The sequence below is a fragment of the Marinobacter psychrophilus genome (genome assembly GCF_001043175.1).
Classification (GTDB): Bacteria; Pseudomonadota; Gammaproteobacteria; order Pseudomonadales; family Oleiphilaceae; genus Marinobacter; species Marinobacter psychrophilus.
In genome coordinates, this window is sequence record NZ_CP011494.1 from 116,063 (window position 1) to 133,896 (window position 17,834).

The window sequence follows — 17,834 nt, forward strand, 5'->3', positions numbered from 1 at the left end:
GTAGCCAAGCGCCAGTAATCTACTCGCTCTGCCGTCGGGTTCATTTTTGTGGCCTGTGCGTAATGGAACTCTTGGTTGGGTCCAGGGTCTGAATTTTGTCTATTCCTGTCTTTGAGTAGAATGTTATGGGTGTGAAAATGCGTTTATTGACACTGTTGCTGAGTGCAGCCTTTGCGCCTTTGCTGCTAGCTCAGGGCGCAGCGAATCCTGTTCCGGCTGATAAGGCAGCAAGAGTGGCTACCTACAGTATTCAGGGCGATATGGCCGGGCAGTTGAGTGTGTTTAAAACCCGCTACGAAGACACCTTTGCCAATATAGGTATCGCTGAGGCTCTGGGTTATCTGGAGTTGGTGAAAGCCAACCCGGGAGTAGACCCTTGGCTGCCTGGCGAAGGCACCAGTATTACTTTGCCCCGGCACTATGTTATGCCGGATGCGAAGCGAGAAGGTATTGTGATCAACCTGGCGGAATATCGCCTTTATTACTTTACCGACAGCGGCGTTCAGGTATACCCGGTGGGCGTTGGTACCGAAGAAAACCCATCACCGCTAACCAACGCTCAGGTGACTATGGCGCTGACGTCGCCAGCCTGGTACCCGCCTGAGAGTATTCGCGCCGAGCACGCCGCTGTTGGCGATTTCCTGCCGCGGATGATTCCGCCGGGGCCAGATAACCCGTTGGGTAGCCATGCGCTTATTCTGAGTGAAAAAGGCTATTTAATTCATGGTACCAATAAAAAATTCGGTGTCGGCATGGCGGTAAGCCATGGTTGTTTTCGCATGTATAACGAAGACATTTCGCGTTTTGCATATCAGATAGCAAAGGGCACACCGGTGCAGATAGTCCGTCAATCGGTGAAAGTGGGTGTGGCCAATGGTCAGGTGTGGCTGGAAGTACATCGGCCTGAGGAAGATTATTCTGCAGCGGACCGCAACAAGCTTTGGCTGGCTACTGTGGAACAGTTGGAACGTCTGGCTATTGCTCACCCAGAAGTGGAAGTACGGCGTAGGGCGATTGAAATTGCAGTTGATCAGGCAAGCGGCGTGCCTACGGTGATTGGCGAGAAAATGACATCGGTGGCGAAAGGTGAGCCTGTAAAGGTCCTAGAAAATGCCGGGCAACAGCTGTATTTTTAAGCGCAGGTGCCAGAGAGCACTCAAGCGCGGTTGTCTCAGGTACAAAATCAGGACACAAAAAAAGGCCGGGGTTACCGGCCTTTTTACAGTACAAAACTTACTTCTTGCTGGCTTGTTCAAGCATGCGCTTGGCGCGCTCGTTGGCTTCGTCAGCGGATTTTTGAGCAGCTTTGGCAGCAGCCAGAGCTTGGTCAGCTGTCTGCTTGGCAGAGCGGGCAGAACTGGCGGCGCTGTTGGCAGTGTTCATTGCATTTTCAGCCGTTTGCTCAGCTGAATTAGCTGTAGCAGTGGCTTCGCTCATAGCAGCGTCATCAGTAGTGGCACAACCAGCAGTCAAAGCAGCTGCCAGTGCAAAACCAGCGATCGTCAGTTTACGCATTGCAAATCCCCTTATTAGTCGTTGTATTTCCCGAAGTCCGACAATCAATGTAGCTGACGTCCCGTCAGCTCACCTCCTGCCAATACAGGTCTGATTGGTGATCAATTACCGAAACAGCAGACAGTGTAAATCAGTCTGCCACCAAATGTTAACTAAGCGTAGGTAAATGTCCGAAGCTTATGACAACAACGTAATCTTACACTTCGCTCCATGTCAGAAAATTATTCCAATGCCGACACTTAGCCTACTTTTTAACAAGGGTTTCAGGGCAGGATTTCAATCGGGGTGCCATCGCTTACCAGTTGCCAGATTTCATCAATCTCTTGATTGCTGACGGCAATGCAACCGTCAGTCCAATCAAGCCCCAAAAAAGCAAAAGCAAAATCGTCGTCGGTTCCGTTGGGCAGGCCGTGAATCATGATGCTGCCGCCTGGATTCAGGCCCCAATTTTCGGCCATTTCACGGTCTTTGGCGCTGGGGTAGGAAATGTGAATAGACTTGTAAAATGAACTGCCTGCGTTGCGCCAGTCCAGCGAGTATTCGCCTTCGGGGGTGCGGCTATCGCCTTCGTAAAGCTTGTGGCCCAGGGGGTTGTCACCCAGTGAAATGCGATATTGGCGGATAACCTGCTCACCACTGAGTAACTGCAGTGAACGCTCGCCTTTTTGCACCAGCACTTTGGTGATGGACGGTAGCTGGTCGATGTCTGACGAATGCGGAAATGGAAGACGGGTGTCTGCTCGCGCTAGCAAATCCGAAGCCAGGGCCTGGGGCGTGAGCAAAGTGAGCAGCAGTGAACATAGAATAAGTAATCGACTCAGGGCCATAAAACCGACTTACCGATGATTAAAGTTAATTTAGAATGTTTATATCATGACTGAAGGAGCAGTTGTTAATGGGTTTTGTCTTCGTCGGTGCTGTTATGTTTTGCCTCGGCTGCGTTTTGCTGGGCGTCCATTTTCAGGCCTACCTTGGCAACGGTGTCGCCGTTCATTGAACGCACCACCAGCGTAACCGGCCCCAGAGCGACCAGGTCGCCAATAACCGGGCGGCCCTTGGTACGTTGGGCAAAACATTCAGCAAGTGACAAGTCTGGCGGCAGTTCATCAAATTCAATGCCGTAAACCTGCTCTACATCGCCCAGCAGAGCGTCGCCGTTCAGCACAAAGTCGCCAAAGAACGCACGTTCGGCTAAGTGACCGGGAGCGTAGGCCCCGCTGAGTGATTTGTTCAGATCCGGTAAAACACTTGGGGTAGCAAATACGGCGACAACGTCGCCCTGAATCACTTCAAGATCGGGTTGTGATTGTAGGCACAGGCGGTTGCGGAATACGCCGGCCACCGCCGTGTTATCTGGAAGTTTGAGCTGGTCTAGGCGCCGCGGCAGTTCCCAGTTTTTGCCCCGCAGCGGAAACAGCATTAATTCATGGTCGCCGGCGGCCGGGGCGTCCAGCGGAAAGCGGCGAAACGGCGCGTTGTCGGCGGGCACTTCCAGTTTTAGCCAACGCGCTACAGGCGCCATGGTGGTGCCCTGAACCAGCAATGACACCAGCACGATAAAGAAAGCGGCATGGAACACCAGTTGCGCGTCTGGTAGGCCGGCAATAATGGGGAACAGTGCCAGCACAATAGGCACCGCACCGCGCAGACCCACCCAGCTGATAAAACTCAGCTCACGGCGGTTGAAGCCAAATGGCCAGAGCGTGGCCAATACGGTGAGCGGCCGAATCACGAAGATTAGAGCCAGCGCCAATATCAGGCCTCCGCCCGCCAAGGGCAACAACTCCGAAGGAGTTACCAAAAGCCCAAGCATCAAAAACAGGCACAGCTGCGCTAGCCAAGCCAAGCCGTCGTGCACCTGCAGAATCATCGGCATCATGCGTACGGGCCGGTTGCCAATCACCACGCCGGTCAGGTAAATCGCCAAAAAGCCACTGCCGCCCAGAGCGTTGGTGGCGGAAAATACGGCAATACCACCGGCGGCGACCAGTAGTGGGTAAAGCGGCGGTGCCAGGCGCATCCGATTGGCCAGTGCGACAACTGCAACGCCGCCGATCAACCCGGCAACACTGCCGATACCAAACTGTTGTACCAGTAATAGCAGAGCGGAGCCAACGGTGTTTTCACCTGCGTTACCAATCAGGGTGACCATCAGCAACGTCAGGAAAATGGCCATGGGATCGTTGCTGCCAGACTCGATTTCCAAGGTGGCGCTGACACGCTCGTTGAGATGAACGCCGCTGCCTTGCAGCATCGAGAACACAACGGCAGCGTCGGTAGACGAGATAATAGCGCCAACCAGTAACGCCAGCATCCAATGCAAATCGAACACCCACCAGGCCACGACCGCTGCGCCGGCAGCGGTTAGAAAAACACCGAGAGTCGCCAATACCAGAGCCGGGCGCAGGCCAACACGGAAGGTTTCAGCGCGGGTGCGCATGCCACCGTCCAGCAAAATTACGCCCAGGGCCAGACTGGCGATTAAAAACGCCAGCTGGTAATCATCAAAACGAATGCCTCCGGGTCCGTCTTGACCCATGATCATGCCGACTGCCAAAAAAATCAGCAGCACGGGCATGCCCAACCGACTAGAAAGCGGGCTTAAAACAATGCTGATAACCAGCATCAGGGCACCCACCAGGGTGAGAATCGGATCCATCACAACTCCACATCAAGAATGGCAAGCAGGGCCAGGCAAAAAGATCGTGTTGGCCTGCTTTAAGTCTGCCCATAGCTGGCACGGTTAACAAGTAGAGTCGATGAGGGTTGCGCTGGGTATGTCGCAGGCGTTGTTGTTGGGTGCTAAAGTGCGGTTGCCGAGAGTTATATATATGCACATGAATTCATACGTTAAATACCTATTTGCCGTTTGACTATCTTAAGAATCACATTAATACTCAACCCCGTTAATTTATCAGTCAGCGATATATGTTTTTATGTGCCTATATCAGTGCTGAGTGATTAATTCCAAGCTGTGATAAATAACAATACAACAACAAAATAGAGGTTATTGATGGATGGCATGGCACAAGACCGTTTACAAAACGGCGACGAGGCACGCTTCAACCCCGGTTTTTTTGACCGTGAAAACACGGTTGCAGGCCCCAATTTCAATCGTTGGTTGGTACCCACTGCGGCGCTGGCGATTCATCTTTGCATCGGCATGGCCTATGGCTTTTCGGTGTTTTGGCTGCCTATGGCCAATTTGGTAACGGCTGCAGACCCGGTGGCTTGCGCCGATATCGGCATACTTCAGGCAATGACGACTACGTCCTGCAATTGGGCCGTTAGCCATGTGACTTATACCTTCGGTATTTTTATAGCCATGCTGGGCATTTCGGCCGCGGTGTGGGGTGCCTGGCTGGAACACGCCGGCCCGCGTAAAGCCGGCGCCATCGCAGCGGTATGCTGGGGTGGAGGCATGATTCTGGGTGGCGTAGGTGTGATGACCCATCAGCTGTGGTTGCTGTATCTGGGCTGCGGTGTGCTGGGTGGTATTGGCCAGGGTTTGGGTTACATCACTCCGGTGTCTACGCTGATTAAATGGTTTCCCGACCGCCGCGGCATGGCGACCGGCTTTGCAATTATGGGTTACGGCGGTGGGGCCATGGTGGGTGCTCCACTGGCGGTTTGGTTGATGGGCTATTTTTCTGTAGACGGTGGCAAAGGTGTGGCCAGCACGTTGATGGTGATGGGCGTCATCTACTTTTTTGTGATGATGGCCGGCGCTCTGGGCTTTCGCGTGCCACCTAATGGTTGGAAGCCAACGGGTTGGGAACCCCCCCAAGGTAAACAAGCCAATGCCATGATCACTCACGGCCATGTACATCTGAGCAAAGCTTGGAAAACACATCAGTTCTGGATGATCTGGAGCGTGCTGTTTTTGAACGTAACAGCGGGTATCGCGGTGATTTCCATGGCCAGCCCCATGCTGCAGGATGTTTTTGGCGGCGCGCTTGTGGGCATTAAAGACTCTGCAGTGGCGCTCACTGCCGCGCAGAAAACAGCCGTTGTGGCAGCAGCTGCCGGGCTGGTTGGCCTGATCAGCCTGTTCAATAGTGTTGGTCGGCTGTTCTGGGCATCGCTCTCGGACAAGCTTGGCCGCAAAAACACCTATCTCGTGTTCTTTGTTCTCGGTATTGCCATGTACTGCCTGTTGCCCACGTGGGGACACCTGGGTATGGCGGGCATGTTCGTCATTTCCATCTGCGTGATCTTGAGTATGTATGGCGGTGGTTTCGCCACGGTACCCGCGTATCTGGCTGATATTTTTGGCACTCAAATGGTGGGTGCGATTCATGGCCGGCTGTTAACCGCCTGGACGGCAGCAGGGCTTGTTGGGCCGGTGGTTATTGCGTTGATTCGCGAGGTGCAGCTGGCGGCGGGAATAGAGCCTGCTCTGGTGTACGACCGCACGCTGTACATTATGGCGGGTTTGTTGGTGGTGGGTCTGATCTGTAACAGCTTGATCAAGCCGGTAGATCATTCACTGCACATGACCGACGCAGAGCTGGAACGCGAACGTAGGTTGCAGCGCGACAACGGTGTGTCGTCTCACGCCCAAACCGCCGCCCGTGGAGCTTTCGGAATTACCGGTGTGCTGGCCTGGATGGCGGTGGGTATACCGTTCCTGATCGGCCTGTACATTGCTCTGGCCAAAGCGGCGGCGCTGTTTTAACGAGCAGAGCCGGCCGGGTCCAGGTTATTGGTCAGAAGCGATCAGCTCGTCAAAGCCGGTAATCTGGCCGGGCTGGTCGGGCTGATAGCCTGGAACGTTGTCGATGCGCTCAAGCAGTTCGGGTGCACGAAGTAGCTCAATCAGATGGTCAAGCGTGCCTTGCGACAGGTGCTCTGGCCGATAGATCAGCAGATAGTGCTCGCAGGCCAGTTCCAAAAAGTCCAGGCCGAACTGGTCGGCTGCGGCCAGCACACCAAAGCCTACATCGGCCATGCCGGAGGCCACAAACGCCGCCACGGCGGTATGGGTGAATTCTTGCTGGCCACTGCCGTTAATGCTGTTGGCATCTAACCCTTGCTGCTCCAGCAGCAGATTGAACAGGATACGGGTACCGGAATGTAAGTCGCGGCTGATAAAGCGTAATCCGGATTTACTGAAGTCTTTCAGGCTGCGCACCTGCGGATGTTCGCCTTTGCGGAGCATCAGGCCTTCGCGTCTGGTCACAAAACGAATCAGTCTATGGCTGCCGTCGCTGAGTAAATCCCGGTAGTGGCTTAAAACTTGGCGAGCCAACTGCGGACAAGTCGGCAGGTGGAAGCTGGCAATGTCGCATTCACCGCGATTGAGCGCGGAAATCGCTTCTGCAGGATTGCGATATTGCAGGTTTATGTTCAGCTCTTCTGCCACTTCGGGCAGCAGCGCCACTGCATAACCGTGGCTGGCGTGCAGGCGCAGCGTTGGTTTTGTGTTGGCCAGCAGTTGCTGAATCTGGTCATTCAGTTCGGCAGTCATGCTGTCTATTTGCGGCCCTAAGCGCGCGTCGACCCGATGCTCTGCCCACAGCAGTTTTTCGCCCAGGGGAGACAGTTGGGAGCCTTGGCCTTTACGCATGATGACCAGTGGCAAGCCAATAATATGGCCGCCACGGTTAAGCAGGTTCCAGGCGTGGCGATAGGAAATGCCCGCGTTTGTAGCGGCTGCGGTAAGTTTACCGGTGTCGCGAATGCCTTCAAGCAGGCGGAATAGAATCGGCTCAAACAGTTCTCCGTTGGCTGTACGGAAAATCCAGGCCGGTGAAATATTAAGTTTTTTGTTATGCACTTTTATTCATATTCCGTAGGTTGGGGCAGAATGCTAGTTTAGGCACTGTTGAGAGATAGACTACTGTACCAAAATAAAAACAGGTAGGAACAATTATGCATATGTCAGAGACAACCGACCCAAAGGCGGCGGTTAAGTCCATGCTTGTGGCAGGCGATTGGAGTCCTGAGATTGTTCGTCAGGAAGTCGCTGCCCTCCAGCACAAACCCGGTGCACTTTTACCCATTCTGCACGCTATACAAGACCGCGTTGGTTATGTGCCGGAAGACGCGGTACCCATTATTGCTGAAATGCTGCAGCAGACCCGCGCCGATATTCACGGTGTTATCAGCTTTTATCACCATTTTCGCACTCACCCGTCCGGCAGCAATCTGCTGGAGGTATGCCGTGCCGAGGCCTGCCAGGCTCGCGGCGGGCGCGCTCTTGAGCGCCATGTTCAGAAACGTCTGAATGTGGGCTATCACGATACCACCGCCGACAACGAGTTCACTCTTGTGCCTGTGTATTGCCTGGGCAACTGTGCCTGTGGCCCGTCTATTCGTGTGAACAATGACATTATTGGCCGCGTTACGTCGCAGAAATTCGACCAGCTGGTCGACGCCTTAACAACGTCTGTTCTTCAGCTAAAATAAAGGCAGGAGCAAACTCCATGACAACAACAATTTATGTGCCCTGCGATACCACCGCCTTGTCTTTGGGCGCAGACCGCGTAGTACAGAAACTCCAACAGGCGGCAGACCAGAAAAATATTGAACTTCACCTGATACGCAACGGCTCTCGTGGTCTGTTCTGGCTGGAACCTCTGGTGGAAGTACAAACCCCTTATGGCCGTGTGGCTTATGGTCCGGTGGAACCGGAGCAGGTGGACGAGCTGGTGTCCGCCGGTTTGTTTGATGGTAACCCCGAGCACCCGCTGTTTCTGGGGGACATTTCCCAACACTCGTACTTGCAACAACAACAACGCCTGACGTTTGCCCGCATTGGTATTACCGACCCGATTTGTATTGAAGACTATATTGCCCACGGCGGTTTTGCCGGCCTGAAGAAAGCAGCTGCGCTGACCACTCAGGGCATTGTGGACGAAGTAAAAGTGTCTGGCCTGCGCGGCCGTGGCGGCGCCGCTTTTCCAGCCGGCATAAAATGGCAGACCGTCCTGGACGAGCCCCAAAACCAGCAAAAATATGTGGTGTGCAACGCCGATGAGGGCGATTCCGGTACCTTCGCCGATCGCCTGGTGATGGAGTGCGACCCCTACATGCTGATAGAGGGCATGACTATTGCCGGCTTGGCGGTCGGTGCAACTCTGGGCTTTATATACGTGCGTTCGGAATACCTGCTGTCGCAGAAGATGCTGGACGAAGCTATCCGCAGAGCCGAAGTACTCGGTTATTTGGGCGATAATGTCTGCGGCAACGGCCGCAGCTTCCGTCTAGAAGTTCGCTTGGGCGCCGGCGCGTATATTTGTGGCGAAGAAACCTCGCTGCTGGAAAGCCTGGAAGGCAAGCGCGGGCTGGTTCGCTCCAAGCCGCCACTACCTGCCATAAAGGGCCTTTTTGGACAGCCTACAGTGGTGAACAATGTGCTGTCTTTGGCCGCTGTGCCCTACATCATGGCCCATGGCGGCAAAGCCTATGCAGACTACGGCATGGGCCGCTCTTTAGGCACCCTGCCGATTCAACTGGCGGGCAACATTAAACACGGAGGCCTTATTGAACTGGCCTTCGGCGCAAGTTTACGCAAAGTGCTGGAAGATTTTGGCGGCGGTACCTTCACCGGCCGGCCCATGAGGGCGGTACAGGTAGGCGGCCCGTTAATGGCGTATTTGCCGGAAAGCCAGTGGGATACGCCGATGGATTACGAAGCCTTCGCCAAATTGGGCGCGGGCATTGGTCACGGTGGTGTAGTGGCGTTTGATGACACAGTGGATATGGGCGAGCAGGCCCGTTTTGCGATGGAGTTCTGCGCCGCAGAATCCTGTGGCAAGTGTACGCCTTGCCGAATTGGCTCAGTGCGCGGTGTGGAAGTGATTGACCGCATACGTGCCGGTGAACACCGCGATAACAATTTAATATTGCTGCAGGAACTGTGCGAAACCATGGTGGACGGCTCACTGTGTGCCATGGGCGGCATGACGCCCTTCCCGGTGCAAAGCGTGATGAAACACTTTCCAGAAGACTTGATGGCCAGCTCGCGCCCAGTGGAGGCATAACATGTTGCACTATTACGATCCAGGCACCCAAAACTACGAAGTCGGCAAGAGCGCCCTCAACCCCGATTTTGATTTTGGTACCCCTGCAAGGGTGTCCGAAACCTTGGTGTCGGTGTCTATCGACGGCCGCGAGATTACTGTTCCTGAAGGCACTTCTGTGCTGCGGGCAGCCGCGCTGGCGGGCATCAATATTCCGAAGCTGTGCGCCTCTGACAACCTGGAGCCTTTTGGCTCTTGCCGCCTGTGCGCGGTAGAAATCGAAGGTCGCCGTGGCTACCCGACTTCCTGCACCACGCCGGTGTCTGAAGGCATGGACGTGACCACCCAGACCGGAAAGCTGGCAAAATTGCGCCGCAATATCATGGAGCTGTACATCTCTGACCATCCGTTGGACTGCCTGACCTGTCCGGCTAACGGCGACTGCGAATTGCAGGATGTGGCTGGCGTGGTAGGCCTGCGGGAAGTGCGTTACGGTTTTGATGGCAAGAATCATTTAGACGCGGAAATTGACGATTCTAACCCGTACTTCAGTTTCGACCCTAGTAAGTGCATCGTGTGTTCCCGGTGCGTGCGCGCCTGTGAAGAAGTACAGGGCACGTTTGCTCTGACCATCGAAGGCCGCGGCTTTGATTCTATCGTCTCTGCCAGCCAGAACGAGCCGTTTATGGATTCCGAATGCGTGTCTTGTGGCGCTTGTGTGCAAGCTTGCCCCACCTCCACGCTGATGGAAAAGAGTGTGATCGACGCCGGTCAGCCGGAACACAGCGTGATCACCACCTGCGCCTACTGTGGCGTGGGTTGCTCGTTCAAAGCCGAAATGAAAGGCGAAGAAGTGGTGCGCATGGTTCCTTACAAAGGCGGCGACGCCAACCATGGCCACTCGTGTGTCAAAGGCCGCTTTGCCTTTGGCTACGCCACCCACAAAGACCGTATCAAAGAACCGATGATTCGTGAATCCATCAACGATCCGTGGCAAGTGGTGTCCTGGGACGAAGCATTGGCGTTCTCCGCCAGAAAACTCAAAGGCATTCAGGCCGAATTCGGTCGTGAAAGCATTGGCGGTATTACCTCTTCACGCTGCACCAACGAAGAAACCTATTTGGTACAAAAACTGGTGCGGACGGCATTTGGCAACAACAACACCGACACCTGCGCACGGGTGTGTCATTCCCCTACCGGTTACGGTTTAAAAACCACCCTGGGCGAATCCGCCGGTACCCAGACTTTTGATTCAGTGATGAAAGCCAACGCCATTGTGGTCATTGGTGCTAACCCGACTGACGCCCACCCGGTGTTTGGCTCGCTGATGCGCCGGCGCTTGCGCCAGGGCGCCAAGCTGGTGGTGATTGACCCTCGCCGTATTGATGTCTTGAAAACGCCTCACGCTGACGAAGGGCTGCATTTGCCGTTGCGCCCCGGCACCAACGTAGCAATGGTCAACGCCATGGCTCATGTGGTGGTGACCGAAGGTCTGGAAGACAAAGAATTTATCAATAGCCGTTGCGATACGGAAGCCTACAACGCCTGGCGCACCTTTATTGCCGAGGAACGCAACTCCCCGGAAGCCATGGAAGAAATCACCGGCGTGCCGGCCGCCAAGGTTCGGGAAGCGGCGCGAATTTACGCCGAAGCCGAAAATGGCGCGATTTACTACGGCCTGGGCGTTACCGAGCACAGCCAGGGTTCTACTATGGTGATGGGCATTGCCAACCTGGCGCTGGCTACCGGCAACATCGGCCGCGAAGGCGGCGGTGTGAACCCGCTGCGAGGCCAGAACAACGTGCAGGGTTCCTGCGACATGGGGTCTTTTCCCCACGAATTGCCGGGCTATCAGCACGTGAGTGACCCGGAAGTGCGGGAACGCTTCAAGGCGGTGTGGGGTGTGGAAATTGACCACGAGCCCGGGCTGCGCATTCCCAACATGTTTGACGCCGCCATCGCCGGTACCTTCAAGGCGTTGTATGTTCAGGGTGAAGACATTGCCCAATCAGACCCCAATACTCACCATGTGGAAGCCGCTTTAAAAGCACTGGACTGCTTGATTGTGCAGGATATTTTCCTGAACGAAACCGCCAAGTTTGCTCACGTGTTGCTGCCAGGCTCCACCTTCCTGGAGAAGAACGGCACATTCACCAACGCCGAGCGCCGCATCAATCGTGTGCGCAAAGTGATGGAGCCGATTGCCGGTATGGAAGACTGGGAAGTCACCATGGCGCTGTCAAACGCCTTGGGTTACCCGATGCATTACACCCATCCTTCTGAAATCATGGATGAAATTGCGTTGTTGACGCCGTCATTCACCGGTGTGAATTACGACAAGCTGGAACGGCTGGGTAGTATTCAATGGCCGTGTAACGATAAGCGCCCAGACGGCACGCCCACCATGCACACTCTGGACTTCCCGATTGGTAAGGGCCGCTTTGCAGTGACCGAATACTTGGCCACCGAAGAACGCGCCAGCCGCCGCTTCCCGCTGCTGCTGACCACTGGGCGCATATTGTCGCAGTACAACGTGGGCGCACAAACCCGGCGTACCGCTAATAGCGACTGGCACGAGGAAGACTTGCTGGAATTGCATCCTAGTGACGCCGAATTGCGCGGTGTAAAAGAAGGCGACTGGCTGGGTATCAGCAGCCGCGTAGGCCACACCGTGCTGCGGGCGAAGCTTAGCACCCGGATGTTACCGGGCGTGGTTTTCACCACCTTCCACCACCCAGGCAGCGGCGCTAACGTAATCACCACCGACAACTCGGATTGGGCCACCAACTGCCCGGAATACAAGGTGACCGCCGTGCAGGTAGAAAAAGTGTCCCAGCCATCTGACTGGCAGCGTAACTTTGTTGACTTCGACAAACGCCAGCAGGACTTTGCAAAACCGGCTAAGGAGCATTCGTCTGATGCCCATGCAAGCGCCCTCAAATAACGGATCGCCTGACGCCACAGCCGCGCCCACCGATGAATGCCCTGCGCCGGTGAGCGCTGCGATGGTGAACGTGTGCGGTGGCATTGAGAGGGCGCCAGGCCAGGACTGGGTCGCCGAAGAAGTGCCAGTGGCCATGGTGTACAACGGCGTGTCGCATGCAGTGATGATGGCGTCGCCCTGTGACCTGGAAGACTTTGCTCTGGGTTTCAGCATCAGTGAGGGTATTCTTGAAAAGCCAGAGCAGCTGTTCAGCATTGAGCTAAAACCCACGCAAGACGGTATTGAACTAGACATGCACATAGCGGGCGACTGTTATGCCCGCTTGCGCGAGCAGCGTCGTAACATGGTGGGCCGCACCGGTTGCGGGCTTTGTGGCACTGAATCTTTGGCTCACGTGGCGCGGGCTATTGCCCGGGTTTCGGCGCAGCCGTTGCCCGCAGACGACGCGGTTCAGGCTGCGCTTCATAGCTTGAAAAATTACCAGCCATTGCAGCTGCAAACCGGCGCCACCCACGGGGCGGCCTGGTGCGATAGCAGCGGGCAGATTGTTCAGGCAAGAGAAGATGTTGGCCGCCATAACGCCTTGGACAAGTTGATCGGGGCCCGCCTGCGTGAGGGTGGCGATCAGGCTTTTGACCAGGGTTTTGCGTTGATCTCCAGCCGCGCCAGTTTTGAAATGGTGCAGAAAAGCGCCAGCGTTGGCGTCAGCACGTTGGTGGCGGTATCCGCGCCAACGGCTCTTGCTATCCGAGAAGCTCGCAAAAGCGGCATGAACCTTATTGGCTTTGCTCGCCCGGGCCGCCATGTTGTCTACGCCCGCAACGATGACACTGCAAAGGAGAACACCGCGTGAGTGACCAGCAATTAACCAACCTGATCAAAATGATCGACCAGATTATTGCCAACAACCTGCACCACGGTGACGGCGACCAAGTGACCGACGTTGCCGCCGGCCACCTGCAAAAATTCTGGGCTCGCAGCATGAAGCAGCAGGTGATCGCTTATGCCAACAGCGAAGGCGCAGAATTGTCACCGTTGGCGCAAAAAACCATCGCTAAGCTGCAGGCCGTATCTTAGATTTTCGCCGCATCACAAGTTTGTGTACGTTGCTATCCCTTTCTGCCAGCGCCAGCTCGGATGTGTCATGAGGGATAAAAGAAAGTGGCTGAAAATTTTATTTTTCAAGAGCTTAACCTTGCGGATCGACCAGGCATAAACCGCCGAGACCCTTGTCTAGAAGCGGGTTTATGGCTATTTAAGTAGCAAGCTAATTTATAGCAATTAATGCTGCGCACGCCGGTGAATCTGGTCGTGGCTTTGCATTGGAAGCTGCGCAGTGTGCAGTCTGGCCCAGCTTAGCCGCAGTTCAAACTGTGAAATTCATGGTATTGTTAATGGCACGTTGGCGCCTGCCGAGAACTCGGTCAGTATCATGGTGCATGGCAAACAGTCTGTGGGTAAGTGCTTAGAGCGAATGCTTGACGCCGAGAGCACCTTAAAACTGCGTACCGGGTTCAGTCGTAGTATTGCATAACGGTCGACTTAGATGGCCGCAGCATTATCTACCCGGCGCTATGGGAAGAAGCTTATGGACCCAGTAAATCGGGAAAAACGCCGCCTCGCCGCACTTGAGCGACTGGCGATTATGGATACAGGGTCAGAAGAACGCTTCGATCGCCTGATTAATTTGGCCCGGCGCTACTACAATACGCCTATTGCCCTATTTTCACTGTTGGATGATAAGCGGCAGTGGTTCAAATCTAAACGCGGTCTGGATGTCAGCGAGACTCCGCGCTGCGTCGCTTTTTGCGACCACGCCATCAGACAGGATTCGGTGTTCGTCGTCCCGGACGCGACCAAAGATGAACGCTTTTGTAGCAACCCTCTGGTGACAGGTGAACCACACATCCGGTTTTATGCCGGTATGCCCGTTCGTGAGCCGAGCGGCTTCAAAATGGGCACTCTGTGCATTATCGATCGTAAACCGCGTGACATTCCGGAACACGAGTTGGATGTATTAAGAGCGCTTGCCAGCCTGGTTGAAGATGAAGTGGAACGTGTTTATCACGCGTCGCAGTATCAGAAGCAGGTTCCAGTGTCGCGGCTGAACCGTGCCATTCAGCGGGCTCAGAACGTTTTCCACACAGATGAGAATCAGGACGCCGCGTTTGAACTCCTGTTAAGTGATCTGCTGGTGTTGACCGACAGTCAGTTCGGGTTTATCGGTGAAGTCCTGACCAATAGCGACAACAGTCCTTATTTGCGCGTAGGTGCCATAACCGATATATCTTGGAGTTCGGAGTCAGCAAAGCGCTTTCAGCAGCGAAAAACGCGGGGCATGCTTTTCGAACGGCTGGATAGCCTCATCGGCGCATCGATGTTGTCAGACGAAGTTCTGTTGAGTAACGAGTTTGAAAGTGATGGCAGAGCCGGCGGATTGCCGCCCGGCCACCCACAGATTACCCGTTACATGGGCGTTCCTATATTTTCTGGTGATAACCGCGTTGGTTTGTTGGGCCTTGCCAATCGCCCCGTGGGGTACACCAACAAATTGGCCGCGGAGCTTGAACCGCTGCTGCAGACGGTGGGCCAGTTGATTGAGCGCAAGCGGATGTATCAGGAGCGGCAGGAGCACCAGAAAGGACTTGAACAGGCGGCAAATTTCGATTCGCTGACGGGTTTGCCCAACCGCAGGCGGTTAACTGAATTGTTTGAACTGGAGCTGACACTCGCGGATCAGCGCCAAGGCGCCCTGGCCATCTGCTTTATTGATCTGGACGGTTTTAAAGAGATCAACGACGACTACGGCCACTCAGTAGGCGATGCGGTTTTGAAAACCGTTGCGGCGCGGCTTCAGCATATTCTTCGTGAGTGCGACATTATTGCCCGTTTGGGCGGCGATGAATTTGTCGCCATTATCCGCGATGTGGAAAATAACGCGGTTTACGAGCGTATGCTTGAAGCGATTCGGCGGCCGATACACCACCAGGATGTCACGCTCAATCTGGCCGCTAGTATGGGCGTTACCCTATACCCGCGGGATCAGTCCACACCGGATTTGTTACTGCGACATGCCGATCAGGCGATGTATGTGGCAAAAGACGCCGGTCGCAATCGCTACAGCATTTTTGATTTCGAGACTCATGTGAGCCGCATTGAGCAGGGGCGGATTTTGGAGCAGGCAGCGAAGGCCTTGGACGAAGGCCAGTTTGAAATGTATCTGCAACCCAAAATTGTTCTGGCCAACCATCGGGTGGAAGGTTTCGAGGCTTTGATCCGTTGGAATCACCCAGAGAAAGGGTTACTCGGGCCAATCAGCTTTTTGCCACAGGTGGAGCACACGGAATACGCCGCAGAGGTGGGCCGGTTTGTCATCGCAGACGCGGTGGCCAAGCTGCAGCATTGGAAACAGCTGGGGCTGCCTTATTCGCTGAGTATCAATCTGAGCCCTACGCACCTTCTTAGCGATAGGTTTGTAGCGGATTTGCAGGCGGCTTTGCAGGGTTGCGATCCAGATGTACGCTCGAGCCTGATTATTGAATTGCTGGAAACCACGGCGCTGAACGATTCTGGAAGAATCATGGGTATTCTGTTGAAATGCCGGAATCTGGGCGTGCAAGTATCCCTGGATGATTTTGGTACTGGTTATTCTTCGCTGGACCATTTTCGCCGCCTGCCGGCGCAGGAAATAAAGATCGACCGTTCGTTTGTGAGCGACATGCTCACCAACGCGGACGATGAGATGATCGTAAAATCCATCATCAGCCTGTCAAAGAACTTCAAGCGCCGGGTAGTGGCAGAGGGCATTGAAACCCAGGCCATGCAGGACAAGCTGATTGACATGGGTTGTGAGCAGGCTCAGGGTTTCTTTTACAGCAAGCCCCTACCGGCAGATGCCGCTCTAGCCTGGGCTGAGACCTATCAGCAGCGCTAATAGGTTCCCGTTTGGCTCCACAATCCGTCTCTGAAAATCTTAGTGCAGCTTCAAACGCGGCTGCATTGCCCGGCTGATTTTGTCCATCAACCAGATAACGCCGGTACGCAGGAAACCGTGCAGAGCCACCTGGTGCATGCGGTACAAAGACACGTAAAAAAGTCGCGCTACCCTGCCTTCAATGTACATGCTACGACCTGACAAATTACCCATCAGGTTACCTACGGTGGTATAGCGGCTAAAGTTAATGAGCGAGCCGTGGTCGTTGTACACAAATGGCACGGCTGCTTTGCCTTGCAGGCGGTTGCACAGGGTTTTGAACAGCGCGTCGGCCTGCTGATGCGCAGCCTGAGCGCGAGGGGGCACCGGGCGCTCGGAGCCTGGTTGAGGGCAGGCGGCGCAATCGCCAAGAGCAAAAATATCTGTGTCATGGGTGGTTTGCAGAGTTTGCAGCACCACCAATTGATTATCACGGTTCACTTCCAGACCTTCCAGTTTACTCAGAAACACAGGTGCCTTGATGCCAGCAGCCCAGATGGTCATGTCGGACGGCAGCTCGGCTCCGTCCTTCATCACAACAGTGTCTTCTTTTATTTCGCTGACCGGTTGGCCCGTCAGCACCTTTACGTGCTGATGTTCCAGCTCGCGAGTTGCCGCAGAAGACAGTCGTGTGGGCAATGCAGGCAAAATACGGTCGGCCGCTTCAATCACTGAAATAGACACGTCAGACGCGCGCAGGTGGTTCATGCCGTACACCGGCAGTTCGCGCGAGGCCAGGCGCAATTCGGCCGCCAACTCCACACCGGTAGCGCCAGCGCCAATTATATTGATGTGCAGGCGGTGTTGGCGGCCTTGCTGAGCTTCGTGGTTTTTACGTAAAAAGGCGTTCAACATAAGGTTATGAAAGCGTCGGGCCTGTAACAGACTGTCCAGAAACAGACAGTTTTCCTGAGCCCCGGGGGTGCCAAAATCGTTCGCGGTACTGCCTACAGAAATCACCAGCGTGTCGTAAGCAATTTCCCTTTCGGGCACCACTTCTACGCCGTCTTCACCCATAAATGGCGCAACCACCAGGGTTTTGGTGGCGCGGTTTAGGCCACTCATGCGGCCGAGCTGAAATTCGTAATGATGTTTGCGAGCGTGGGCGCGGTAATTGATTTCGTTGGCATTGGCGTCTAAGGAGCCAGAGGCAACTTCGTGCAGCAGAGGTTTCCAGACGTGTGTCAGACCGGCATCCACCAAGGTAATGCGGGCTTTGCCTTTTTTCCCCAGTGTGTTGCCAAGACTAGTGATCAATTCAAGGCCGCCGGCACCGCCGCCAACAATGACTATGTGGTGGGGGCTACTATTATGGGATTTATTTCTCGGAGCAACCATCGCATTGGGCCTTCACAGAAAAGAGAACAAAGCGCTCTGACTGCTGGCGTATAAAAGCGCTTTGTTGTCGTGACTGAGACCCACAACCAACGAGCGA

At 54.8% G+C, this 17,834-nt stretch carries 13 protein-coding genes; 8 read left to right on the top strand and 5 right to left on the bottom strand.

The window, feature by feature from the left end; translation table 11 throughout:
• Positions 1-125 precede the first annotated feature (125 nt).
• Positions 126-1,136 (top strand): L,D-transpeptidase family protein, encoded by a 1,011-nt coding sequence (locus tag ABA45_RS00480; RefSeq protein ID WP_048383566.1) that lies wholly within the window; start codon positions 126-128, stop codon positions 1,134-1,136.
• A 97-nt stretch (positions 1,137-1,233) separates the two neighbouring features.
• On the opposite strand, the gene ABA45_RS00485 is transcribed toward ABA45_RS00480, so the two are convergent.
• From ABA45_RS00485 to ABA45_RS00495, 3 genes are all read right to left on the bottom strand, one after another.
• A complete protein-coding gene (locus ABA45_RS00485; RefSeq protein WP_048383568.1) occupies positions 1,234-1,515 on the bottom strand; it encodes an Lpp/OprI family alanine-zipper lipoprotein in 282 nt (93 codons plus the stop codon).
• 263 nt (positions 1,516-1,778) lie between these two features.
• Positions 1,779-2,342, bottom strand: a complete 564-nt coding sequence (locus ABA45_RS00490) for a L,D-transpeptidase family protein (RefSeq protein ID WP_048383570.1) — start codon at positions 2,340-2,342, stop codon at positions 1,779-1,781.
• Positions 2,343-2,407: 65 nt separating this feature from the next.
• Positions 2,408-4,174 (bottom strand): potassium/proton antiporter, encoded by a 1,767-nt coding sequence (locus ABA45_RS00495; RefSeq protein WP_048383572.1) that lies wholly within the window; start codon positions 4,172-4,174, stop codon positions 2,408-2,410.
• 354 nt (positions 4,175-4,528) lie between these two features.
• On the opposite strand from ABA45_RS00495, the gene ABA45_RS00500 reads away from it, so the two are divergent.
• Positions 4,529-6,193 (top strand): L-lactate MFS transporter, encoded by a 1,665-nt coding sequence (locus ABA45_RS00500; RefSeq protein ID WP_048383573.1) that lies wholly within the window; start codon positions 4,529-4,531, stop codon positions 6,191-6,193.
• A 24-nt stretch (positions 6,194-6,217) separates the two neighbouring features.
• On the opposite strand, the gene ABA45_RS00505 is transcribed toward ABA45_RS00500, so the two are convergent.
• The gene (locus ABA45_RS00505; RefSeq protein WP_048383575.1) at positions 6,218-7,294 is read right to left on the bottom strand and encodes a substrate-binding domain-containing protein; all 1,077 of its coding nucleotides are present in this window, start codon (positions 7,292-7,294) and stop codon (positions 6,218-6,220) included.
• Positions 7,295-7,395: 101 nt separating this feature from the next.
• Between ABA45_RS00505 and ABA45_RS00510 the strand changes: the two genes are divergently transcribed.
• The 6 genes from ABA45_RS00510 (at position 7,396) to ABA45_RS00540 (ending at position 16,360) form a co-directional block, all read left to right on the top strand.
• A complete protein-coding gene (locus tag ABA45_RS00510; protein WP_227506089.1) occupies positions 7,396-7,926 on the top strand; it encodes a formate dehydrogenase subunit gamma in 531 nt (176 codons plus the stop codon).
• Positions 7,927-7,943: 17 nt separating this feature from the next.
• Positions 7,944-9,503 carry a formate dehydrogenase beta subunit gene (locus tag ABA45_RS00515; protein ID WP_048383577.1) on the top strand — a complete coding sequence of 520 codons (1,560 nt, stop codon included), beginning with the start codon at positions 7,944-7,946 and terminating at the stop codon, positions 9,501-9,503.
• 1 nt (position 9,504) lies between these two features.
• Complete coding sequence (gene fdhF / locus ABA45_RS00520; RefSeq protein WP_048383579.1) at positions 9,505-12,426, top strand: formate dehydrogenase subunit alpha; 2,922 nt, start codon at positions 9,505-9,507, stop codon at positions 12,424-12,426.
• Positions 12,401-13,279, top strand: a complete 879-nt coding sequence (gene fdhD, locus ABA45_RS00525) for a formate dehydrogenase accessory sulfurtransferase FdhD (protein ID WP_048383581.1) — start codon at positions 12,401-12,403, stop codon at positions 13,277-13,279. Before fdhF ends, fdhD begins: the two co-directional genes overlap by 26 nt.
• The gene (locus tag ABA45_RS00530; protein WP_048383583.1) at positions 13,276-13,503 is read left to right on the top strand and encodes a formate dehydrogenase subunit delta; all 228 of its coding nucleotides are present in this window, start codon (positions 13,276-13,278) and stop codon (positions 13,501-13,503) included. Before fdhD ends, ABA45_RS00530 begins: the two co-directional genes overlap by 4 nt.
• A 469-nt stretch (positions 13,504-13,972) precedes the next feature.
• Positions 13,973-16,360, top strand: a complete 2,388-nt coding sequence (locus ABA45_RS00540; RefSeq protein ID WP_084708237.1) for a sensor domain-containing phosphodiesterase — start codon at positions 13,973-13,975, stop codon at positions 16,358-16,360.
• 39 nt (positions 16,361-16,399) lie between these two features.
• On the opposite strand, the gene ABA45_RS00545 is transcribed toward ABA45_RS00540, so the two are convergent.
• Entirely contained in the window at positions 16,400-17,737 is a 1,338-nt protein-coding gene (locus tag ABA45_RS00545; protein WP_048383589.1) for an NAD(P)/FAD-dependent oxidoreductase, read from the bottom strand.
• Positions 17,738-17,834: the final 97 nt, after the last annotated feature.